22 protein-coding genes and 2 pseudogenes are annotated in these 24,315 nt (G+C 27.3%); 3 read left to right on the forward strand and 21 right to left on the reverse strand.

All coding sequences use genetic code 11. From position 1 onward, the window contains the following. Positions 1-162: 162 nt before the first annotated feature. Both F811_RS0104650 and F811_RS0104655 read left to right on the forward strand, forming a co-directional pair. Entirely contained in the window at positions 163-2,343 is a 2,181-nt protein-coding gene (locus F811_RS0104650) for an LTA synthase family protein (RefSeq protein WP_020004120.1), read from the forward strand. Positions 2,344-2,515: 172 nt separating this feature from the next. Then, positions 2,516-3,367, forward strand: a complete 852-nt coding sequence (locus tag F811_RS0104655; RefSeq protein WP_020004121.1) for a DMT family transporter — start codon at positions 2,516-2,518, stop codon at positions 3,365-3,367. Positions 3,368-3,677: 310 nt separating this feature from the next. On the opposite strand, the pseudogene F811_RS15995 reads toward F811_RS0104655, so the two are convergent. From F811_RS15995 to der, 14 genes and pseudogenes are all read right to left on the reverse strand, one after another. After that, positions 3,678-5,074 (reverse strand): annotated as a pseudogene (locus F811_RS15995) (phage tail protein). Positions 5,075-5,464: 390 nt separating this feature from the next. Next, positions 5,465-5,737 carry a hypothetical protein gene (locus F811_RS0104665; RefSeq protein ID WP_020004122.1) on the reverse strand — a complete coding sequence of 91 codons (273 nt, stop codon included), beginning with the start codon at positions 5,735-5,737 and terminating at the stop codon, positions 5,465-5,467. Next, the gene (locus F811_RS0104670) at positions 5,721-6,278 is read right to left on the reverse strand and encodes a hypothetical protein (protein ID WP_008728957.1); all 558 of its coding nucleotides are present in this window, start codon (positions 6,276-6,278) and stop codon (positions 5,721-5,723) included. Before F811_RS0104670 ends, F811_RS0104665 begins: the two co-directional genes overlap by 17 nt. Positions 6,279-6,325: 47 nt before the next feature. Then, positions 6,326-6,709, reverse strand: coding sequence for a hypothetical protein (locus tag F811_RS0104675; protein ID WP_008721526.1), 384 nt, complete (start codon positions 6,707-6,709; stop codon positions 6,326-6,328). Positions 6,710-6,773: 64 nt separating this feature from the next. Next, entirely contained in the window at positions 6,774-7,070 is a 297-nt protein-coding gene (locus tag F811_RS0104680) for a hypothetical protein (protein WP_008721528.1), read from the reverse strand. A gap of 481 nt (positions 7,071-7,551) precedes the next feature. After that, positions 7,552-8,595, reverse strand: coding sequence for a hypothetical protein (locus F811_RS0104685; RefSeq protein WP_008721534.1), 1,044 nt, complete (start codon positions 8,593-8,595; stop codon positions 7,552-7,554). Between the two features lie 167 nt (positions 8,596-8,762). After that, positions 8,763-9,131 carry a hypothetical protein gene (locus F811_RS0104690; protein ID WP_020004123.1) on the reverse strand — a complete coding sequence of 123 codons (369 nt, stop codon included), beginning with the start codon at positions 9,129-9,131 and terminating at the stop codon, positions 8,763-8,765. Positions 9,132-9,220: 89 nt separating this feature from the next. Continuing rightward, positions 9,221-10,207 (reverse strand): hypothetical protein, encoded by a 987-nt coding sequence (locus tag F811_RS0104695; RefSeq protein ID WP_020004124.1) that lies wholly within the window; start codon positions 10,205-10,207, stop codon positions 9,221-9,223. A 156-nt stretch (positions 10,208-10,363) separates the two neighbouring features. Then, positions 10,364-11,242: pseudogene (locus F811_RS16000) on the reverse strand (Rpn family recombination-promoting nuclease/putative transposase). A 54-nt stretch (positions 11,243-11,296) separates the two neighbouring features. Further along, the gene (locus F811_RS0104705) at positions 11,297-12,538 is read right to left on the reverse strand and encodes a hypothetical protein (RefSeq protein WP_020004127.1); all 1,242 of its coding nucleotides are present in this window, start codon (positions 12,536-12,538) and stop codon (positions 11,297-11,299) included. Positions 12,539-12,679: 141 nt separating this feature from the next. Next, a complete protein-coding gene (locus F811_RS0104710; protein WP_020004128.1) occupies positions 12,680-14,179 on the reverse strand; it encodes a DUF2828 family protein in 1,500 nt (499 codons plus the stop codon). A gap of 374 nt (positions 14,180-14,553) precedes the next feature. Then, complete coding sequence (locus tag F811_RS0104715) at positions 14,554-14,973, reverse strand: DUF3592 domain-containing protein (protein ID WP_020004129.1); 420 nt, start codon at positions 14,971-14,973, stop codon at positions 14,554-14,556. A gap of 135 nt (positions 14,974-15,108) precedes the next feature. Beyond that, entirely contained in the window at positions 15,109-15,756 is a 648-nt protein-coding gene (plsY, locus tag F811_RS0104720; RefSeq protein WP_026364345.1) for a glycerol-3-phosphate 1-O-acyltransferase PlsY, read from the reverse strand. Between the two features lie 4 nt (positions 15,757-15,760). After that, positions 15,761-17,236, reverse strand: a complete 1,476-nt coding sequence (gene der, locus F811_RS0104725; protein WP_020004131.1) for a ribosome biogenesis GTPase Der — start codon at positions 17,234-17,236, stop codon at positions 15,761-15,763. 102 nt (positions 17,237-17,338) lie between these two features. On the opposite strand from der, the gene F811_RS16340 reads away from it, so the two are divergent. After that, positions 17,339-17,506, forward strand: a complete 168-nt coding sequence (locus F811_RS16340; protein ID WP_280513019.1) for a HepT-like ribonuclease domain-containing protein — start codon at positions 17,339-17,341, stop codon at positions 17,504-17,506. A gap of 71 nt (positions 17,507-17,577) precedes the next feature. Here the strand turns inward: F811_RS16340 and F811_RS0104735 are convergent, their stop codons facing one another. From F811_RS0104735 to F811_RS0104765, 7 genes are all read right to left on the reverse strand, one after another. Further along, entirely contained in the window at positions 17,578-19,428 is a 1,851-nt protein-coding gene (locus F811_RS0104735; RefSeq protein ID WP_020004133.1) for a methyl-accepting chemotaxis protein, read from the reverse strand. 269 nt (positions 19,429-19,697) lie between these two features. Continuing rightward, on the reverse strand, positions 19,698-21,584 hold the full coding sequence (locus F811_RS0104740) for a methyl-accepting chemotaxis protein (RefSeq protein WP_020004134.1): 1,887 nt from the start codon (positions 21,582-21,584) through the stop codon (positions 19,698-19,700). A 171-nt stretch (positions 21,585-21,755) separates the two neighbouring features. Then, positions 21,756-21,965 (reverse strand): hypothetical protein, encoded by a 210-nt coding sequence (locus F811_RS0104745; protein ID WP_020004135.1) that lies wholly within the window; start codon positions 21,963-21,965, stop codon positions 21,756-21,758. Further along, entirely contained in the window at positions 21,952-22,299 is a 348-nt protein-coding gene (locus tag F811_RS0104750) for a hypothetical protein (protein ID WP_020004136.1), read from the reverse strand. The genes F811_RS0104745 and F811_RS0104750 overlap by 14 nt, the downstream gene beginning before the upstream one ends. A gap of 18 nt (positions 22,300-22,317) precedes the next feature. Beyond that, positions 22,318-22,587, reverse strand: a complete 270-nt coding sequence (locus F811_RS0104755) for a hypothetical protein (RefSeq protein WP_020004137.1) — start codon at positions 22,585-22,587, stop codon at positions 22,318-22,320. Continuing rightward, positions 22,584-23,423, reverse strand: coding sequence for a hypothetical protein (locus tag F811_RS0104760; protein WP_020004138.1), 840 nt, complete (start codon positions 23,421-23,423; stop codon positions 22,584-22,586). The genes F811_RS0104755 and F811_RS0104760 overlap by 4 nt, the downstream gene beginning before the upstream one ends. A gap of 244 nt (positions 23,424-23,667) precedes the next feature. After that, complete coding sequence (locus F811_RS0104765; protein ID WP_020004139.1) at positions 23,668-24,261, reverse strand: glycoside hydrolase family 19 protein; 594 nt, start codon at positions 24,259-24,261, stop codon at positions 23,668-23,670. Between the last annotated feature and the right edge of the window lie 54 nt (positions 24,262-24,315).

Raw genomic sequence — 24,315 nt, forward strand, 5'->3', positions numbered from 1 at the left:
ACAAGCAACAAGCAACAAGCAACAAGCAACAAGCAACAAGCAACAAGCAACAAGCAACAAGCAACAAGCAACAAGCAACAAGCAACAAGCAACAAAGTTTTACACTCTTAAACCTTTCTATACCTATTGCAATTTTTTTTACTTTTCAACTTGGAGTTATAAATGATAGCTCTATTTGATAAGTTTAGAAGTAGTATATCACAAAACAAGAAATTTTTTTTAGTATATTTAATTGTAATACTAGTTGTATTTTTATCTTTAATATCGTTATCTATTTTAGGCAACATTGAAAGAACAGGATATTTAAGTGAATTTGATAATATATTAGAAAATAAATATTACTGCCGAATAAAATATTACAGTGGTATATTCAGAAATAGCGATATATATGGTGTATATGCTAATTTAGAAAATAATAACTATAAATATATACCAGATTATATAGAAGGCTCTCCATTTGGAACTATCATTATTAATAAAAGTTTGAATCATGATGACAAAATAGATATACAATACAAACTGAAATTAAAGAAAAATATTATATTTTTATCTATAATATTTCTTTTAATATTTCCTATTGTATATCTATATATAATCCCTAATATAATTAAAAATTATAAATTTTACATTTTATTTCTCTTAATAAATACTGCATTTTATTTCATAATACCTAATATACTATCAAAATTTAATATATTAAAATTAAAATATAATTATGCTGATATTCTTTTATCATACATATTTTTAATGATAGCTTTTAATCTCCTTAATAGAAAATTATTATATACTTTATTATTCGAGATTATTAATATATTTTCTTTTTTTATAATAGAACCTTTGGGATTAACATTTCAAAATAAGATACTTTTATTTACAGATATTCCATACCTATATCCATCTCTGCTAGCAGTACTATCATTGAAAATGAAAATTATTACTATAGTTGCAACCATAATATATTTTTCGATAATACTGTTATTAGTATCATTGTTTATTTATAATTTAATAAAAATGAAAAGAAGTACATCTATAGTTATGGTAGCAAGTATTTTAATTTTTATATTTGCAATATTTTTTAGAAAAACAAATTTAGAGATATGGAAAGTTGATTTTTTATTTTTTAGTAATAGAAACGGTATAATAGATACTATTAATTACAGGATAAATTATGATAGAATCACAAATATAAAATATTCAAAAGAAGATATATCGCAAGCTATTAATGTACTTAAAAGTTTTGAAGAAAAGAGATATTATTCTAATTTGATTCTTCAAAGTATTACAGATAATAAAAGAGATATATTTTTAATATTTTTAGAATCTTTTTACGATTATTCGCATTTTACTAACATGTTTGATAAAGATCCTTTTCCTGAAGAATACAGACAGTGGGCTAACAATTCAAGAAAGATATCTCCAAATGACGGAGGAGGAAGTTTTAATGCAAGACTTACAGGCTTAACTGCTTCAAGCCCATTAACTCCTAAAATGCAAAACACAAAAAATAAATATAGCTTACCTCATTTACTTGATTGTAACGGATATTATACTATAGCATTAGAAGAAGCTGACAATACATATAATTTAAATACATTTTTACCTTCTATATATTTTGATGAAATAGTTTTTAAATTGGGAACTACAAATATAGATAATTATTTACAAACTAATATTAAGAATTTTAATAGTCCAATATTTGTATATGGTTTTACTACTTTAGGTCATACTGGAGTACATATAGATAATGACCTTAATATAGCATCTAATAATGAGAATTTTATGAATTATTTTTCTAATGATGATAAATTAAAAATTATAGAAACAATGGATAATTCGGCAATGACTGCTATTGAGGTTATAAAAACTAGAGATACAATACTTCAATATTATCCTAATGCACTTATTATTTTTAAGCATGATCATTTATATTCTTATCTTAGGGGGATAATTGAAAACTCTTCTATAGATAATGATATAAAAATGAGCTTTTTAAATGATAATGCACCTACTCCAATACTCATTTGGGACGGTACTAATGGAGCGTATAAAGCACCCGATAATTTTGTACCAGAGAATATACCTATGTTTATAGCTGTAAATGCTGGAGTTACTAATTATAAAAATAGCATGATATCTTTACTTTACAAAGAAGAAATTGACGGTTTTATAAGCACATATCATAAATACTACAGAATTACAAATGATACTTTGTTATTAGAAAATAATATAGATACAACTTCTAAAATATTTCAATATGAAAATGCTCAGAGAATATTATCGCAGGATATTTTTCAGGGCAAGAAATATTATTATGACTTGATAAAAGAACAAACTGATAATTGATTATATACCTGAACAATTATCATTTATCAAAATTAATTCTCGTGATTATTGATGTATATGAAGTTAGCCAATACGAAATTTTAAAAGCTGTAATCAAAATAAATATTGTAATTTTTATTATTGTGAATTATCATTTAATAAATTTTTTTAATAATTATATAAAGAATAAACTATGAAAAATGATATCAAAATAGGAGCTTTATTAATAATATTTTCTGCTTTATCATTTTCTGTTATGGAGATAGCAGTAAAAATTTCTGGCTCCAGAATACCTGTTATGGAGCAGGTTTTTGCACGTAATTTTATAACATTATTTATAAGCGGATTTGTTATGATAAAAAACAGAGAGAAATTTTTCCCTGATAAGAAGAATATAGTTTCAATAGTATGTAGGTCTGCTTCTGGATATTTGGGTATTATAGCTTATTTTTATGCTGCTAATAATATGATACTTGCCGATGCTTCTGTACTTCAAAAAACTTCGCCTTTTTGGTCTAGTTTATTTGCTTTCATACTTATTAAAGAGAAAATAATAAAAGTTCAGTGGATTGGTTTGATTATTGCTGCAATAGGATCTATTTTTGTTATAAAGCCAGCTATGAACTCAAATGTTTTTCCCGCTTTAGTGGCATTATCATCTGCTATGTTTGCTGGAATATCTTATGCTATAATAGGTTCTCTTAAAGGAAAAGAAAGCAATTCATTAATAATATTTTATTTTTCATTATTTTCATGTTTATTTTCTTTATTTTTTATAAGAAGTTTTGTAATGCCTAATATATTTGAATTATTAATGCTTATGCTTATAGGTATATTTGCAGGATTTGGTCAGTTCTTTCTTACAATAGCATATAAAAAGGCCCCAGTTTCAGCTGTGAGTATATTTAATTATACTGGGGTAATATTTTCATATTTATTCAGCGTATTTTTGTTTAATGAGATTGCAGATATATATTCGGTAATAGGTATGATTATTATAATATTTGCTGCGGGATTAGTGTATTATTATAAAAGAAAAGCATAATTAAAATTTATTATTTTACTGTTTACAATTATATTCTTTTGATTTTAATAATATTTTCTTTTCACAAAATATAAATAATTATTTTTCTATATTTGATATCACCTATAATAAAAATATTTTAACTGAAAAAAATACTATACATAATCAATCAAATATCTATTATAATTTATATTCATTATCCAAAAATACTTTTGACTTTAAATACAAACCAAAAAAAATTAATTTTGAATATTCAAACAGTACATTTCTGTCAAATATGATAATATTAGAAAAAGACAAATATAATTCATTAATAAAAAAATAAATTACATCAAAACAAATCCTCTCTGTCTGTAAATGCTATTAAATAATTACTGTTCATATCATTTGACTGCTCTACCGCTTTAAAATTATTTAAAGATATTGAAAGTTCTTTAGGCTCTATTGCTGGAAATGAAGGGCTTCCTCCAACATCTGAACTTACAAACACAAAAGGGTAGTCTTTATTTTTAAATCTTGTTTTTGATGATATTATAAATGACTGCCTGTTTCCATTTAAAACCCTGTCATAAAAAATTTCTTTTGACTGAGAATTAAAAACTGCATTGCCTGAAAAACTAAGTGTAAACTTTGAATTTGGAAAGCCGTATCTTTTGCTGAAATATTAAACTTCTCTTCTTTAGTCCATTCAAATGATAATGCAACATCACTTACAGAGGAAGCCTCTGTTCCATTAATAAAAAGCTTGGTAGGATATTTTGAAGTCTGTGCCATTACAACATCTCTTTCTTCTGATCTCTCTTCATATAATATTGTGTCTTTATCTATTTTTTCTTCATCTAAAGCCCATAATGAAGAGGTTATTTCTGTCATAGCCTTATTTGCAAAATTAAAATTTATTGATTTACTCTCACAGCCTATATATTGATTTCCGTCCATATTCTTTGAACTGTCATACAAAGCTATATTATAATACTGTGCCTCTCCGAATCTTGGGGCTATTATACTTTGATATTTCGGATATTTCTTTTTACTCTCTTCTGTAAATATTCCACTCTCTATAAGCCCTACTCTTCTAAAACTAAGTAAATATTCTGTTTTATTATTTTCAGTATTATACTCTTTTAATTCATTTATTATATTAGTAAAATCAATATCATCTTCTTCGCTTCCTGTTATTAAAAATGCTTTTACATTTGTTATTTTATTTAAAGCATTAATCAAATCTTTCTGCTTCATAGAGGTATAAAGATCAATAAAATGACTTATATATCCGTCATCTTCTTCTATGATAATTTCAAGCATATTAATACTTTCATCTTCTGAAGATTTATTAAATCTAACAGCAAAATTATTAAAAGAGTTAATGCATAGTAAATTTCCTGAAGTTTCTTTTGTATGCACATTAGCCCATATTAAGCTGGCATAGTATGCATTAGAATTAGGAAAAGCTCCATAAGAAATATCCCCTGCATAAGTGGTAGCTCCTGCATAACTTTCAGAAGAAGGAGAACCTATATATTCCTTACTCATTGATTCTGTAGTAGGAGTAAGCCCAACTTGAGAAGGATATATTAAATATTTTCCTTTAACATCATCAGAAGAAAAATCTATTTTTTCATCTCTCTTTTTTGTTTTTGCTATTCTTACTTTATAACTAGAACCGCTTACAACTTTTAAGCCGTCCTCATCATTCATTAAATTACCTTTCAAATCAAAAATGCTCATTATTTTGCCTCTATATAAAAATATAACTTTTCAAATTATATTTTTTTATTTATATCAACTTTTTTGACGCACAAAAAAGTTGCAAAAAACGCAAATACTATAATAGAATTGTTTCAAAACTGCTTTACAAGGTTAACCATTAAATTATTTAATTTAAAAATTATAAAATATAATGTTTTATATGTTGCTTAATTTATTATTAAAAATTATTTTACGCAAAAAATATTTTATACATTCCCGCCCACCCGCCCCCAAATCTACACTACGCAAAATGTATAAATTAACACGCGTTAAACTTAACCCATATAATATAAATAAAATAATAATTCTAATACCAACTATATATAAAATTTCGTTCAACGCGTGTATAAAAAAATTTTATTAATAATATTATATGATTTCCAAAACAACATTCTCCAAAACATCATTGTTGTCAACAGTTATGCTTCCATCTTTAGTTTGATAGCCTTCAAGACTTACTTGATAATTTATCACTTCAGCATTCTTATAGGCCCCAAAATATTTTTCTTCTTCATTCATTATTATTTTGGCATTCTCTGGAGAAGAAGTGATTTTTACTTTATAAAGTTTATCTCTGTTTTGAACATAATCATAAACTTTTTTATTAAATGAATTATTAATTAAATTAGTAAAGAACTTCATTTAAATAACTCCCTGTCATAATCTTGAAATTAATATCAAGAGAAAAATTAACTCCCCTTATAGATGAAAAATCATTAAATGGTCTTTTACTGTTTTCACTGTCAAATGAAGGAGCTTCCCACTTAATTATAGGAGATAACGCTATACGCTCACCCTCATCATTGAGTTTTGATATCCAATAGCGTGCTGCCTGATTGAGTGCTAAAGGTATAATATTATAAGCTAAAAATGATTCTCCAGCTTTAAGCTCTTTATATACTGTTGCTTTTAAACATATATCATCAGCAAAACCTGCAGAGTCCCCTATATATGAATTGCTTCCCCTACTCTCCCCTTCTGCTATTGAAGCCCAAAGAAATGATTTGCTCATAGATCTCAAAGCTCCTAAACTGAAATATTCTATTTTTAATTTATCATCTAAAAGTTTATTTAATTGATTATCGCCTTCAACTTTATTGCCAGACAAATCAATATATTCATCGGCCATAAAGTTCATAAAATTATCTAAAACATATATAACGCTGTTTTTAAAATGTATCATAATAAACCTTTCGATTTTTATATTTTTTATTTATTTTTTAGTGATATTTAAGGCTTTTTTATTTTGCCTTCTAAACTAACACTATCATAACTATTTTCACCAACTACAATGCTTGATAAATCTTTTATAGCAAGCTCTTTTAAACGCAGACTTTCTGTGCGAATAAAATTTATCAAGTCGCTGTTTGAAACAAAATTAACAGTTAAAAGCCTTGCTGCCTCATAGCATATATAATTTTTTATAGATATATATGGAAGACCGTTTTCTTCTGTAGGCTCTGTATAATTCATATTCAAAATCATTCTTCTAAACTGAATAGTATAACTTTTAAGCTGTTCTTCTAAAAAGTCTGTATCAATATCATCATAGTTAAACATTTTAAATATGCTTTTAAAATAATTTATATCAGGCTCGTAAATATATTCCTGCATATTAATTTCCTTTTTTAGTTTTAATGTGCTGCCTCAAAATATAATACAGCACATAAAAAATGAATTAAGCCTCAAGCTCTTTTATCTTATCTTTTAACTTTTTATTTTCTTCTTTAAGATAATTGATAACATCATCAGGCTTCATCTTCTCTCTTATAAGCTCCTCTGCTTCCTCTTTACTTATAATCAAAAATGAATCGCTTAAAGATATATTTAAATCGCTTTCAACTATTACCTTGCATCTTCTCTCATGCACATCTCTAAAGAAATATCCCACTCTTGATACTACATAATCATTAGCTTTTATTTCTTTATTAGTAATACTATTTTCTAAAAAAAATAATAAAGATTTCTTTGACATAACGCCTCTTTTTTATAGTAAAACTTTTTACTTAGATATTAATTCATTGTAATTATTAAATTCAAAGCTTTCTATATATAAATACAAAATAAATATTTAATTTATATTAAACTTGTTTCAAAACTAAATTTTTTAATACTAATAGTTTTTTATTTTAGTATTTTTTTATTATATTTGGGGCTTTGCCCCAAACCCCACTTCTTTTGTTGCCACAAAGAAGCAAAAAGGCTATATGTTATACTAAATTTAACAATTTATACCACATGTAATAAATGATTAGTACGATTTAATAATAATTTAAATACTTGCACTTTTTGCAACTTTTTGCGGCGGGAAAAAGTTGAATAAAAAATTACAAACTTAAAATTTTTTAGTATACATTCATAATTTTTAATTTTAATATTTGCAGGTCTTTGCTACAAATCACTCATTAATAAATTAGAATTATTGAAATATACACTCAAATGAATAATTAATTATATTAAGACAAGCTCAAGTCTATTTTACAAAAGCCGTAAGGGTTGGAAGCTACTGTGCATCTCTTTGTTCTTGTTCTCCACAAATTATTGCCCAATATATCAACTTCTCTTATATCATGATTTAAATATACTACCTCTTTTATTGAAGCCATATCAAGTATATTAGATGAAGTTGTAAACATATAAATTGATGAGCCTGTCCATATATCTGTAAGATTTTCTAGCTGATATATTTGATCCACTTCATGATCATCTGCAACTCTGAATGCTGTACCTACAACAGTTATTCCGCTTGTTACCGCATTAAAAATATCTGGTCTGAATGCTTTATATTTTCCGTTAGCGTCATTTCCAATCATTGATATATAATTAGAAAATAATCTAAACAAACCTTGAAGTTTAATATAAACATCTATTGGAATAACTATATAAAGTTTCTGTCCATTATTTTGAAGCTCCATTCTGTCATTAAAGAGATTTCCTCCCACAGCATAATTTAAATATTTAGCTAAATCTATAAATGAAGAGAAGAAATTATCAATATCAGCCTCTGTCCAAGTGCTTATAGGTTTTGCTGTTAAATCAACAGTGTTTGTACTTCCGTAAAGACTTGCATCTGTAACTTTTGCAGCTAGGTTTCTTTCTCTTAAAAGCCCTAGTCTTGATACAAGTTTTTGAGCTATATAATTTAAAATCTCTTCCCCTGCTTTTTTCTCATCTCTTGAATAAAGTTCATTAATCTCTTCTATTCTGTTAATATCTATTCCGATGTAATATTCTTCAGGCTCCATTTTAAAAACTCTAGCTTCATGTTTAGGATACTCATTAAAAATATTTAAATCTCCCAAAGAAGTACCGCCGTACATGTTTTTGAGATTAAATGCTGTATTGTCTAAATCGCCTCCTATAGCTCCCTGAGAAACACCGACAAAAATCTCTGGTATATATTTGCTCACAAAATTAGTCTGCCCCATATATCTAGGCATTTCTTTATTGATAATTGGAAAAAGTTTATTTTGTATATTTTGTAAATTAGGTATGCTCATTTTAAATTAACTCCTACTATTGTTATGTTCGCCTACGCCTTGAGGCTTGACTTAATAAATTAAGTCACACGTCTGTGTCCCTGCGGGAAGGGCTTCGGCTCACTTATTTATTACTATGATAGTCTTATGCAGTATTTCTTGAATACAATGTGAATAAGAAATTAATATCATACAGATTTCAAAAGTATCTCTGCATAATTGATGCCGCCTCTTATAACTATTCCTACTCCATGACCATCTAATGATTTTTTGAATCCGCTATCACTAGCTGTTACAACATCTCCTGCGACAACACTTTCTGCTGCAACGGCATTCACTATTCCGTCATAGCAAACCGATATTGTATTTGCCTTTAATCCAAACTCCTGATAGGAAAAAGCGTCTTCCAAAGCAACTCCTACAAATACACTTCCATCGCTATAGAGTGAGAAAACGCCTTTTCCATTATCATTTTTTATTGTTACAGGAAAACCTCTTTTTGGTAAATTAGCTTCATCGCTATGAATACCCGCTTTTATTATAGATCCTTGTGCCATTATAACTCCTATTATTTTATGCCGCCTACTCTGATATAAGCTCCAAATTAATGCTTACTTTTTGATTTTATTTAACTATCTAATAGCTTTTATTTAAAAAGTTTTGCTATTTCACTATACTTATTTTCTTCGCTTAATGCTGATAAATTAATCTTCTCTCCACCGCCTACTCCAATAGGTACTAAATCATTTCTTACTATTGACATTATCTCTTCTTTGCTTAGTCCAGCCTTAAAAAGTTTTCTTGCCTTTGTGTATGTAGAGCTTTCTGATTTTGAAGAACATCTTACAGCATTCTGACTCTCTGCATATTCATTACACCAATCACCGTAAGTTATAGCCGAAAGATTTAATTCTTTATCATTGGCAGTATTATTAGATGAGTTAGATAAATTATTCAAATCTTTATTGTATGTTTTATTATTTTCTATACTTTCTTTATTGTCTTTTAAATTATCTTCTCTTAATTTTTCTGCCACAATATCAATAATAATATTCTGAATCTCTTCATCATTTTTAAACAAATAAACAAACTCTTCTCTAGCATGATTTTCTGTTTCTTTCTCTTCGCTTAATAATTTTTCTAATACAGTTTTTAATTTTTGCATGTAGCCTCCGTTAATATTATCTTCACTGTTTATAATGGCACTAGCACAAAGCAAATCTACATTACGGCTTGCAGGATATTCTACTGCAGCAACTGCTTTTATCTCGCAATTCTCCCAGTAAATAAAATCTTCATCTTCATAAGATTTTTTACCCACCATCTCAATAGAAGGATAAAAAGATTTCTTTTCTGTTATGCTCTCATCAAACCATTCTATAACAGCATAAAGTCCGATATTATTATTATCTTTTTCTAAACTTACAACCTTTCCAATAGCCTCTCTTTCATCATCTTCTTTATGTCCCTTATAAACAAATATCTCTATAGTGCTTTTTATAAATGAGTTTATAAGCTCATCAATATTTTTTTCTGTGATTTTATTAGTTTTAGTTTCAGCAAAAGTATTTTTTGAAAGCGGTATATACTGCTTGAAACTATCTCCTAAAATTTTGTATTTCTTTTTAATCATTTTATCTCCTTAAAATATTAATTATATTGAAATGATTTTTTATTATTTATATATCTATATCAAAAAATATTAGTGATTATAAGTTCATCAAAATAAAAAAGGCTCAGTAAATTAATACCAAGCCTTTTATTTATCAATATTAAAAAATATAGATAATTATAAATACTCTATTTCATCTAAACTCAAACCCGTAGCCTCACTTATAAATTTATTGTCAAGCCCTGATCTTTTTAGATTTTTAGCTATAAAAATCGCTTTATTTTTGCCACCTTTTTCTTCTGCTTTGATCAATTCTATATTCATCATTTCTCTTTGAAAATATTCATCTATTTCTTTTTTTCTGTAAGTATCTATCAACGGTTCATTATGTATGAATGATTCAGATTTTTCTTTTACTTCATCAAGTATAGTATTTTCTTTTAATAATACAGACATATCCTATCCTTTAAAAAATTTTAACCAAGATAAAAATTCTCTTTGTAAATCATCATAATTATTTGAATGAAACTTTGGAAGTTCTATGAAATGAAGCTGACAATCTTCTGTGAGAATTTTATTATAATTTATTTCTTTTAATACATAACAAGTATGAATATAATCTATATCCTTAACTAATCTGAAATTTAAAATATTAATACTTATAACAGGTGTTAATTTATTATATATATCATTTTTATTTAATCTTACACTATAACTGCTAGCCCAATAAAATAAAACTCTTTTTATAAATGATTCATTACCTTGTAATTGTATTTCTATAATGACAATTTCACCATCTTCTGTTATGCATTTTATATCCATTACAGATTCTTTTGAATTAATATATTTACTCAAATTAAAAGGATTCAATATTTCAACTTTGCAAAAAGTTTTCATATTCATATTTTTCATAACTGAATTAATAAAATTCAAAACTATTTTTTCATTTCCAATATCTGAGAATAAATAACGAATATAACAGTCATTAATTCTATTAATATTATCTATGGTAATAATTTTATTTTTTATATTTTCAATTATATCTTCTCTCATCATAATTTTATTATACTTATTTTCAAGCAAATTGTCAAAATTTTTTATTTATGATTTTTACTCTGATTTGCTAATTGCAGAATGAGAAACTCTAAAATAATCACATTCACCTGAAAGCCTCAAACTTTTAAAATTCAAATCAAAATATCTTTTAATGAAGCTGTTGTTAATATAATTGATTATTCCAGAAACGATATCGCTTGCCATAAGAATAGCATTGTCCTGAGTAAGTTCTGCCAATGATTTAGTAGCTCCTTTGTTTAGACCAAGTGCTTTAATATCTACGCCCTTATTTTTAAATAAAGCTGAAAGCATGCTGTCTCTAAAATTATACCATTCATTAGCATCAATACTTTCTATCTTTTCTATCTTACCATATTTGGAGATAAAAATTCCGCCTCCATTATTTACGAAATTTCTTATCTCTCGCTCTGCCTCCTTACGCTTTGAATCATTAAGCTCAGTATTTGCTATAAAATTAAAACTATGCTCACCTATATTTTTTAAATTGCGGTTAAAACTATTATCCATAGATTCTAAAATCTGCCAAAGTGAATATGCACTATACAAAAAAGGCTTTCCTATAATATCGCCTTCAATGCTTCCATAACTTGCATAACCTGCCAAAGCTAAATCAAAATCTATATTTATAATACTTGCTTCATTATCGTTGTATAAACTATTAAAAATTTCTTTACGACTCTTTATAATACTTATGCTTTTGATTTCATCACTGTCATTTTCATCAAAGTTGAATCTGTATATTGAAGAAGGATCATAATATTTAAATCCTCTAAGTCCATCAAGTCTTCCCTTAAATCCGTAAGCCTTTGCAGATACTACTTCAAGTTTAGGAGTAAAAAAACAAAACCCATAAACCAAAGCATTATAAGTAACATTAACTATTAAGTTTTTAAGTCCGCCAGATCTTTCAAACTGATTTACAAAAAAGTTATAAGCGTTATTTACTCTTTCATTATCTTCGCATTCTTTGGGATTTTCTACAAAATAATCAAAAGAATTAATAACTCCCCTGTAAAACTGAAGTATAGGCTCAAGATAAATAGAACTCTCCATTCTCTTGCAGGTTAATGCCCATTTATGTGGAAATGAAAAATCATCGCTTTCATCTCCCCTATTTGATATTACATTTGGAATACCTGAATTATAACTGCTCGTGGATATTCTGTTTAATTCATCATTTAATTTTTCTATTTCTCTGTTTTTGTCTTTTAATTTATTATCATATTCTTCAATAATTTTTTCTATTTGTGATTGTTTATTTTCTATATTTTGCATAAATGAAAACCTATTAAAAATTAATTTTTATACTAATAACAAAAAATATAAGTGATTATAAGTTTTTATTTGAATAGTTATAAACTTAATTAAAAATATGCACGGTAAAAAATAAGAAAATAAATTTGGTTTTAAATAATATCAATCCTTTATATCAATATTATAATCTTTTAAAGTATCAAGTATTAAAAGCATTGACAGTTCATCTTGATTTGTTAAATCGTATTTATCTATATTGATTATATTCTTTATAGCATTCTGACTTCTTCCAGAAACAAATAAAACATCATCATTTTTTAAAGCAGGCATTATTCTGCTTAATGAGTTTACATTCCAGAAAATTATAGTAGGAAGTTTGTAATTATTTTTATTAAATATTTCTTTCCAATATTCAAAATTAGTTTTATTTGTAAGTTCGCATTGATTAAATTCCATATCAGAAATTATTATTATATATTTAGGGAGCTCTTCCTGTGCTACATGATTGTTTACAGCAGTGCCAAGTAAGGCTTTAAATACAGAATTGATATTTGTACTATAATCGACAGATGACCTTAAAACATAATCAACTATATCAACAATATTATTTATATTTGATATGTCATGCATTTTAGAATTACCGCAGAAATCTATAAAATGATTATGAAATGCAGACTTATTTAACTGTGCTATATATATTGCCAAAGCCACAGAGCATATTAATGGTTCCCCATTTAAAGCCATTCCCATACTTCCAGATACATCACATGCCACTATTGTATTTAGATTATTATCTCCAAAAATATTTGGAAGATTTTTCCAAGTTAAATCAAATTCTTCTCTTCTCGATTTTTTATCTTCTTCATCACAGTCTAAAATCTCTCTTATAACATCAAATGGAGTTAAGACGCTTGTATTTAATTTTACTTTTCCTAGTTTTACATCTTCAAAAAAATTATTATATCTTTTTTCATCATTTCTAATAAATGCTTTAGAGTATTTTCTCATAGCAAGTGCAGGAACTGAAGAATAATTAAATGTATAATCTTTTTCTCTTAAATTATTTTCTATTATTTTTATTTTCTTTCTTAAAGCAGATAAAGTTTTTCTATATTCTTTAGTGTTTATATTTAAAAGTTTTATTAGTTCTATTGAAATGCTTCTTGTATTTTTTGATGAAGTATTTTCACTAGGAAGCCATTTAGCAAGAAGCGAAACATTATCAGCTGTTTTATCTTTTTCTAATTGCTCTAATATTATATTTTTTGTAAAATCAGAAATTTTTTTGTTTTGTCTGTTTTTATACCATATATAAATAATATCGTCCCATCTTCCAAGCTCAGGTATAGTTTTTAAGATTTCTATTGCTGTTAGAGTATGATTTTGCCTAATCATAATATTTATATATTTTCTAAAAACTTCCCTCTCGCCAATACCTTTTCTTATATCTCTCAAATACATTATACATTTAGCTGTAAGTTCAGGACTTTCTCTCCAAGCATCTATAAAATATTTTAATAATTCATCGCCTGTTTTTAGTCTGCTTGCTCCCATAGTAGCGAATAAATCTATTACACCGCTTAATGATGAAATATTAGTATCAGAAAAATTTTGTGTATAAGTTTTATTAAAAGAATTTTTAAGCGAATCTAAAAAAGGCATAAAATTAATTCTCCTATAATAAAGGTTATATAATAAAAAATATTCTATGCCTATAATAAAATAAGCATAGAATAAAAAAACTAGACACGATATACACCATTAAAAATGGCTAAAGGATTTGAACCTTCTTACTACCAGAAAATAAAATTGCTGTTCGTGTCTAAAAAATAAAAAACTAGATTCCATTTAATCCAGATTGTGGCTTAAATATATTGCTGTTGGAATCTATTTTTCATTATATTACTGATTATTAATTTTGTCAATCTTTTAGATGGAGTATGTAAATTATAAACTATTTCATTAGTCTTTTATCTCAATACTATAATCTTTCAAAGTATCAAGTATTAAAAGCATTGATAATAACAGCAATACAGCTATTTATTTTTCTTTACAATATCAAGTCCAAAAGAAATTAATATACGTCCTAAAACAATAGTGAATATATTAGAAATACTATCAGAAAATGGAAGTTTTATATTTTTTGGTTCATCAGCATCATACCATAAAGGCAATTCATCGCCTACTTTTCTAAATGGATAATAACTTCTTAAAGTAGCATATAATGTTCCATGATTATCAGCTTCATAACTTATTACCATTGAATTTTTATATCTAATTTTTCCAGATTCATATACCATTTTTTTTATACCGCACTCTTCAACCACTCCCACAGTATGAATATAATTTTTTGTATTAATAAAAGAAAACAATCCCCTTACACCATCTAAAGTTAAAACTATTCCTGCAAAAAATATTAATATTTTTGTTATAATTGAAAATCTTTTTTTATACATTGTTATAACTCCAATATTTTTTAATAATTTTAACAATATGCGAAATTTAAGTTTGAAATCTAATAAAAACTTTGTGAAAGTTATTTTATAATATTTTTAAGATTGCAAGAGCCTTACAAAAATATAAATAATTAATTATTTTTTAGAAAAACTATTCTCTTCACCTTTAAGCATTCTTTTATAATTAGGTATATGCTTTATTATTATGAATATAGCAAGAAGTATAGCTATAGGAAGAAGAACAATATAATTTATATTAAAAAATATTCTGTATAAGAAATTAGCTTTAAAATATAAAATACTCAAAACTATAGGAAAAGCTATAGCCCCGCAGGTAGAACCTATAGCAACAGTTTTTTTGGAAGCAAATAATCCTATAAAGAAAAATACCATAGTAATAAGAAGGCTTATAGGAGCAAGCATAAACATAGAACCTGCACTTGTAGCAACACCCTTACCGCCTTTAAATCCCAAAAATATAGAAAATACATGCCCAAGTATAGAAGCCACAGCACATGCCACTAAAATATAGCTATGAGTAGAAAGAATATCCGTAAGTATAAAAGAAGGTACTAATACAGCAATCATACCCTTTCCTATATCAAGTATATATGCAGCAATACCCGCTTTTTTCCCGCATACACGAAGAACATTACTAGCACCGGGATTACAGCTTCCCTCTTTTCTTACATCATGTCCGTTTATTTTTCCTATTATAAATGAAAAAGGAATAGCTCCTATTATATAGGATACTACTATACTTATGATAATTTTTAAAAGCATATTTTTAACCTCCATATTTTTTGCCCCGTTTCCTGAAATTAAGAATAATCGGGGTTCCTCTGAAATCAAACATTTCTCTAAATCTATTTTCTAAATATCTTTTATAATGCGAATTTAATTTATGCGGATGATTGCAAAACACAGCAAAAGCAGGCGGATTTACTCCAGTTTGAGTAACATAAAAAATCTTAAAAGGATTTCCTCCTGCAGATATAGTATACTCTCTGGTAGCTCTAACCATAGTCTCTGTAAGAGCATGAGTTTCAAATCTCTGCATTCTAGTTTTTGCCACACGTACAGCAAGTGATAAAAGTTTTTCAGCATCATTTTTTCTAGTGGCACAAACCCTAGCATAAAATGCATAATTAAGTATAGGAAAAGCACTTTTCATATATGCCTCATAATCATTCCAAGTAGTGCCTTTCTCTCTTATATCCCATTTGTTTGCAGCTATAACAATACCCTTCTTTCTCTCTATTATTAGATTTGCAATTGTTTTATCTTGATCAGTTAAACCTTCAAATACATCAAGCATTAGTATGCATACATCTGAAGATTCTATCGCTTTTATTGCTCTGTTTACACTGTAGTATTCAACATCTGTATTAACATTTTTCTTTTTTCTTATACCAGCAGTATCCACAAGACAAATATCATCGCCTTTAAAATTAAAAGTCTCATCTATAGCATCACGAGTTGTACCCGCAATATCCGAAACTATACTTCTGTCTTTACCTATCAATGTATTTAATAAAGTAGATTTACCAGCATTAGGCTTACCTACTATGGCTATATTTATAATTTTATTTTCATCTTCTTTTATTTCTTCTATTGTGCTTTCTTCATCATATTCACCATCTTCTTCTAATAATTCATCGTATTTATCATCATATTCAATATCTGCTTTTCTTGAATTGTAGGAACTTTTATTACTCTCTTTTATCTGATTAATCTGCTCTTCTCTTTCAGCATCCAAATCAACACCTATTCTCTCAAGCACTTCAAGTATTTTTTCTCTCAAATCATCAATGCCGTTATTATGTTCAGCACTTATAGGAACAACATCATTTATACCTAAAGAATAAAATTCATTAATCAAATTGTTATGAGAATCAGCATCTACTTTATTAATTACAAGTATGATTGGTTTTCCAGATTTTCTTATAATATTAATAAAGTGTCTGTCATCAGGGTGGCTTTGATGAGCGTCTACTAAAAATAGTAGTATATCTGCATCCTCTGCAGCAGTTTTTAATGCCTTCTCTCTCACCTTTTCATTTAAAGTATCATCGCTTATATCAAGAAGTCCCCCAGTATCAAAAACATTAAAAGCTATATCATCAATATATGCTAAAGACATACTTATATCTCTGGTAACTCCAGCAGTAGGGTCAACTATAGATTTTCTTCTTCCAGCAAATCTGTTAAACAGTGTGGACTTACCAACATTAGGTCTTCCAAGTATAGCGATATTTTTCATTTATAAAAACCTTTATATAATCAAGTGTAAATAAAATAATATCATAGTTTTGAATATATTGCTATTATATTTTTATAATAATAATACTATCATAAATAAAATATATTTCACAAAAATAATAATCCTAAAATAGAATGGAGTTTATTATCATATATGAGAAATTTTTTAATACATCAATATTATGATGTATGCAATGATATAATTTGGGAAACAGTAAAAAAAGATATTCCAAAATTAAAAGAGTATATTAACAGCATAAAACTAAAATAAATATAAACTTATTTAAAAACAAAAAAGCCCGTAAATTACAGGCTTTCTTAAAATATATAATTAAAAATAATTTACTGCACCTTAAAGAAAGATACAACATCTTCTAAATGATTAGCCTGTTCAAGAAGCGATTTTGACGCTGCAGTAGCCTCTTCTACTAAAGAAGCATTCTGCTGAGTTATACCGTCCATTTTTGATACCGCTGTATTAACTTGGTCAACTCCAGCTTCCTGTTCTAAAGCTGTTTGACTAATATCGCTCATAATTTTTGAAGTTTCTTCTATTTTTACTTCTATGTCTCTAAATATATCCTGAGAATGTCTTGCCATTTCTGCTGATTTATTTATTTTCTCATAAATATCTTCTATAAGCACTGTAATATCTTTAGCTGAAGTCTGAGAGTTTTGTGCTAGGTTTCTTACTTCGCTTGCTACTACAGCAAAGCCTCTGCCCTGATCTCCTGCACGAGCTGCTTCTACTGCCGCATTCAAAGCAAGTATATTAGTCTGAAAAGCAATGTCTTCTATAACTTTAGTAATGTCTTTTATCTTAGCACTTGCTGAATAAACATCTTCTATCATTTTGGTAGTATTCGCTATAACACTTCCGCCTTCAACAACAGCATTTCTTGAAGCTATCATAACATTATTACCGTCTACTGAATTTTGTGCTGATGATTTTATTGTAGATGCCATCTCTTCCATAGAAGAAGCAGTCTCTTCCAAACTTGACGCCTGATATTCTGTTCTCTGTGCCAAATCTTCACTTCCTTTATGAAGCTCTGAAGCTGCATTTGCTATCTCTTTTGAAGCTGCAAGTACTTCTGAAATTACCTCTACAAATCTGTTTATCATAGTATCAAATGAATTAGATAACTCGCCTATCTCATCATCTTTTTTTGATAATTGAGATTTAAACATGAAATTACCTTTGGCCATTTGATGAGCTTCATCAACTATATTGCTTATAGGTTTAATAGTTCTTCCTATATAAAATCCAGATACCAAAGAAGAAATAATAACGCCAGCTATACCTAATAATATACCAATAATTGTCATTTTTTTGCTTTCTGCATACAATATATTATGTGTAATTCCAGCCATCATAAACCAAGGCTGACTTTTCATCTTTTTAAAGAATGCTGTTCTAGGGGAATTGTCAAAATTATATGTAAATATACCAGAAGACTGTCCTGCAGGAGGTTTTAATGAAGCATTCGGAATAACACCTATAGTTTCATTAATATTATGATATACACACTGCAAGTCATCTTCATTTAAAACAAATATACTTCTAGCTTCTGATAATTCATTTCTAGCATCTACCAAAGTTTCATTAATAATTCTTGACCAATCAACAAACGCTACAAAACTTCCTATAAGTTCTCCTTCCAAACTATAAATGGAATGCACTATAGGAAGAACATACCCTTTATTTATATCTGACTTGTATATGTTATCGCTTGTAGCATGATCATAACCAGAAGCTACAAACTCTTTCCACATTTTAGGATAAGTTGAAGCCATATCAAGTCCTGCATTTTTAGTATCTCCATTATATGCTTCTATTACTTTACCATCTAAACCTATTAAATCTAATGTTACTATGTAATCATTGTTATCAAATAAATTTATCATAGTACTTAATGCTCTTTCTCTTACAGTTTCGTTTCTTGTCTGCATATATTCTATTACCGCGGGTATTCTTGAATATGCATCCATAATGATTAATTGATCATTAAGTATAGTATCTAACAATGTAGAATAACCATTAACTGAAGTTTCAAAACCTGAATATGTTGCATTATTTATAGCTTTATTAGCTATTTTTATTGAAGTGAAAATTATTGTAAAAGATAATATTACAATAACTATATTAACTATTAAAGGAATTTTTACAACTATACTATTAAATCTTCTCATAAATAAACACTCTCTCTAAAATGGGAAATTAGATTTTATAAAAATAGTTATTATTTAATAATGAAAATTAAAACATAAAAACTACTAACACTATAGTTGTATAGTATAATTTAATTATCAAAAAAAGTCAATTCTGATGATGTAAATATTTTATAGTAATTACTGGAAAATACAAAAACGACATTTGTATAGTATGATATAGTATAAAAAACTTATCATATTATACAAAAAAAATAAAAAATTCTTTCGTATAATATGATAATATAATATTATTTCACTTTAAAGAAAGCAACCAAATCTTCCAAATGTTTAGCCTGGTCAAGAAGCGATTTTGTAGCTGCTGTTGACTGTTCTACCAAAGCAGCATTTTGCTGAGTAATACTATCCATTTTTGTTACTGCTGTATTAACTTGATCAACTCCAGCTTCCTGCTCTACAGCTGTCTGGCTAATATCATTCATAATCTGTGAAGTTTCTTCTATTTTTAGCTCAATATTATTAAAAATATCCTGAGAGTGTCTTGCCATTTCTGCTGATTTATTTATTTTCTCATAAATATCTTCTATAAGCACTGTAATATTTTTGGCAGAAGTCTGAGAGTTTTGAGCTAGATTTCTTACTTCACTTGCTACTACAGCAAAACCTCTGCCCTGCTCTCCTGCACGGGCTGCTTCTACTGCCGCATTCAAAGCAAGTATATTAGTTTGAAAAGCAATATCTTCTATAACTTTAGTAATATCCTTAATCTTAGCACTTGCAGCATAAACATCTTCTATCATTTTGGTAGTATCGCCTATTACAACTCCGCCTTCTTTAACTGCATTTTTTGAATCTATCATAACTTTATTGCCATCTACTGAGTTTTGTGCTGATGATTTTATAGTAGATGCCATCTCTTCCATAGAAGAAGCTGTCTCCTCCAAACTCGATGCCTGATACTCAGTTCTCTGTGCCAAATCTTCAGTACCCTGATAAACTTCATTTGCAGCATTTGCTATCTCTGAAGAAGCGGATAATACATCTGTTATAACCGTTACTATTTTATCACGCATTATTTGAAAAGAATGTGAAAGCTCCCCTATTTCATCATTTCTATCATTTACAGCAGCATTAAGAGTAAAATTACCTTCAGACATCTCCTTTGCCTCTTCAACTATAAACTTCATAGGCTTAATAGTACCATTTATATACCATATAGTTATAGCTGTAGATATTACTACACCTATAATACCTATGATGATACCTATAAATGTCATCTTTCTTCCGGGTGCATATAATAATCTGTCTGTAGTTCTTTCTACCATCACCCATTCTGTAGAAGATAATTTCTTGAAGAATGCTGATATATCTTCCCCTTCTCTTACATAGCTAATAAGTCCTGAATCTTCATTTTGAGGTATAACAATGGAGTCAGCAGCTTTAGAAAACAATTTGTTTTTATCATTATGATAAACTATATCATAATTATTATTCATCACAAAAAGTACCTTTTCATCTGAAAACTGATCTTTTGAATCTTTCAAACTTTCATCTATAATTTTGCCCCAATTTACATATGCTATAAAAGCACCTACTACATTATTATTATCATCTCTTACGCCTTGTAAAACTGGAAGTATAATATAGTCTTCATGATTGTATATATTAAATGATAATGCCGTATTATAATTTTTAGAAACAAATGACTGCCATAATTCTGGATACATTGAAGATATATCCTCCCCTGACTCATCTTGGCTTCCATTGTATGACTCTATTACTTTTCCGTCTAAACTCAGCATAAATAAATCTACTATATAAGAATTATTATCAAATAATACTGTCATAGTTCTGATAGCCCTGTCTTGAACTTCCTCACTTCTAGTTGACATATATTCTTTTATTGTAGGAATATTAGCATAGGACTCTATAAGAATGGACTGATAAGATAGTATGCTATCTATTAAGGAAGAAAAACCATTTACAGAAGTTTCAAATCCTGAAGCCGTTACTGCATTTAATTCTTTGGTTGCTAGACTTATAGATACTGATATTATTATAACCGATAACATAATTATCATTACTGTTACCATAAATGGTATTTTAAACATTATGCTGTTTAATTTACCCATTTTAAAAGTGCCTAATTTTACACTTGATAGGTTTATTTTACTCATATAATATATTACCCCAAAAAAACATTATGAAAATTCGCACATATTCTATACAAAAAACACTTATATGTCAATATAATTTCCATAATTTAATAAAAAAATATAATATATTTACATTTAAAAAATTAATGTTTTTTGTTATTGATAATAAAAATTGTGAGTTTATTAATCAAACTAAAATTTATTAGTTTGTATAGCATACCAATTCTGCCATTCGCTTATTTTCATTAAGGATCGTTTATATTCATATAAAAAATCTTTTTCAGTTTTTATAATATTGGGCTTATATATTTCTGGAGGTTCTGACATAGGAACAGTTACATATTTTACACTGGAACAGCTCACTAAAAATATTAATAATAATAAAAATCTAATTTCTTTCATATTCAAAACTTCTATAATAATTACTGATAATACCATTTAACGCTTTAATACTATCATCACTTAATTTTTTATTTTCTATAATATTTATATATTCATCGCTTTTTGAAAAAGTTTCTGCTATATTAACCTGCTTTTTCTTAAAATCATTATCTTTACTTAATAATTTATTAGAATACTCTAGTTTATATATTTCATTATTTAATTCATCTATCTCTTTGTTTTTTATATTTAATTTAATATTCAAAGAAGATACATATATAATTAAAGCTATTAATATCAAAGCCGTATAAAAATACTTTGACTTTAATATATTAATCAATACCGTTATAAACATTGTAACTTCCTTAAAGATTTATTTAATATCCTCTTTCCTATTCTCTTTACTATCTTTATTATTTCTTAATATCTTTAAGAATCCTCTCAAGTCAGAACCGAAACTCACAGCATTAAGCCCAAGTAAAATTATTACAACAGCTATTGCCTCTTCTTTGGTTACAGTTCTGCCTCTCCAAATAAGATTAACAAATACCCAAATACAGCCTAGTAAAAAACTTATTATACTTGTATATATAGAAAGTTTTTTATTGGCATTATGCTTGTCTGTAAAATTAAATATACTCATTTACTCTGCCCCACATTATTTTTTAACATATTAAGAAAACTGCCTAAAATAAACTCTTTTAATTCTCTAATATCTTTATTTAATATACTGTCTTCTATCTCTCTCAAAGCCTCATTAAAATCATTAATATTTTCTAATTCATTTTCAAATATTTCCCTGCTGTCAGAGTTATTTTCTGTTAATGATAAATTAATTTTCTTTCTGTTGTTTTCTGCATCTATATGCCTATTTTTTATATCATCAAATATTCTATTAAGCTCAATATTAAAAAGAAGCATGTTCGTATTAAGTATTATTTGAATATCTTTATTTTTAAGACTTTTAATTTCACTTTTTTGTAATAACTGATTAAAAGCTAAAATAATATTATCAATATATTTTTGTTTATATTCTGAATATTTATGTCCGTCATATTTACTTATTCCATTTTTATAAATCACTTTTCTAAAAACTCTTCTTGTATAAACTTCCCAATTAAGAACTATATACAAAAAAGCTATATAAATAGTTTTAGTAATGTATTTATTTTTAAGATTATATATTTCTGCTTTATACTTCTTGATAGCTTCTTTATAATTATATTCTTTTTCAGTAGGCACTTTTATATTAAGATTATTTAAAAGTTTCTCTTCATCTATTACATCACTGTTTAATATTTCTTTTTTAACTTCTTTTACATTTTGTATACTGCTGTTAGCATTATTTCCAAACTCTATAGTACCGTCCTTAATATTAGCTTTCATATTAGCATGTCTTCCGCTTTTAATAATATTAAAAACGAAATAAGCTATTACTATAGAAGAAATACAAATAACTATAATAGCAAAGTCGCTCATTATTACTATGTTCGCCTCGCCTAAAAGTATCTGCCAAACAAGTTTGACAGATGGCTTCGGCTCACCCTCCTTTATTGCTATGCCACCCAAAGGGTGCCTACTTGGTCATGCTCGCCTATAAACTCAAAGCAAGTAAACTTACTTTGAGGCTCGCATTCGCTTTCCTCCTTTATTGCTATGTTCGCCTACGCTAAATATAGGCAGTAAATAAATTTAATGCCTGCTTCGGCTCACTACTTTATTGCTATGCTCCCAATATTTTTAATATTCTATCAAATCTATTCTGCCTATCTTCAAGTCCATTGTAACCGCCGTTAATAAGTTTGGTAACTCCTTTAACATCTCCCTTGCGTGCTAATAAACCCAAGCCTTTATCCCGCCAAAAAAGCAAAGCTATTTCTATAGCAGTATCAGGCTCTTTTGCTAAGTCTGGACTGTTTACTAAATCAATATTTAATTTATCCCCATAATATTTATAATTATTTTTTCCAGTAAGCTGTATTATTCCTCTGCCTCTGTATTTATATCCTTCATCTTTGGCATTGCCTAATCTTCCGCCGTAAACAAAGTCTCCTATAGCTTCAGCACCTTTAGAGCATAACTCTTTAGCTTTCTCAATAGTCCCCACTCTTTTTTTAAAAACTTCAAAAAGTCTTTCAGGTCTGTAATTAAAACTCTCTTCAAGTCTTTTATAATCATTGCTTTCATGAGTAGTTTGAGCTAGAAACATTGACACTTCGTTAATGTCAGTAATATCATATTTTTCAAAACATTTGTTTAAAGGCTCTAACCATTTTTCATTAATTCCTATTTTTATTATTTGTTCTCTATTAAGCATGTAAACCTCCTTTATTGCTATGTTCGCCTACGCTAAATATAGGCAGTAAATAAA

It is taken from the genome of Brachyspira innocens ATCC 29796, assembly GCF_000384655.1.
In the GTDB taxonomy this organism is placed as follows: Bacteria; Spirochaetota; Brachyspiria; order Brachyspirales; family Brachyspiraceae; genus Brachyspira; species Brachyspira innocens.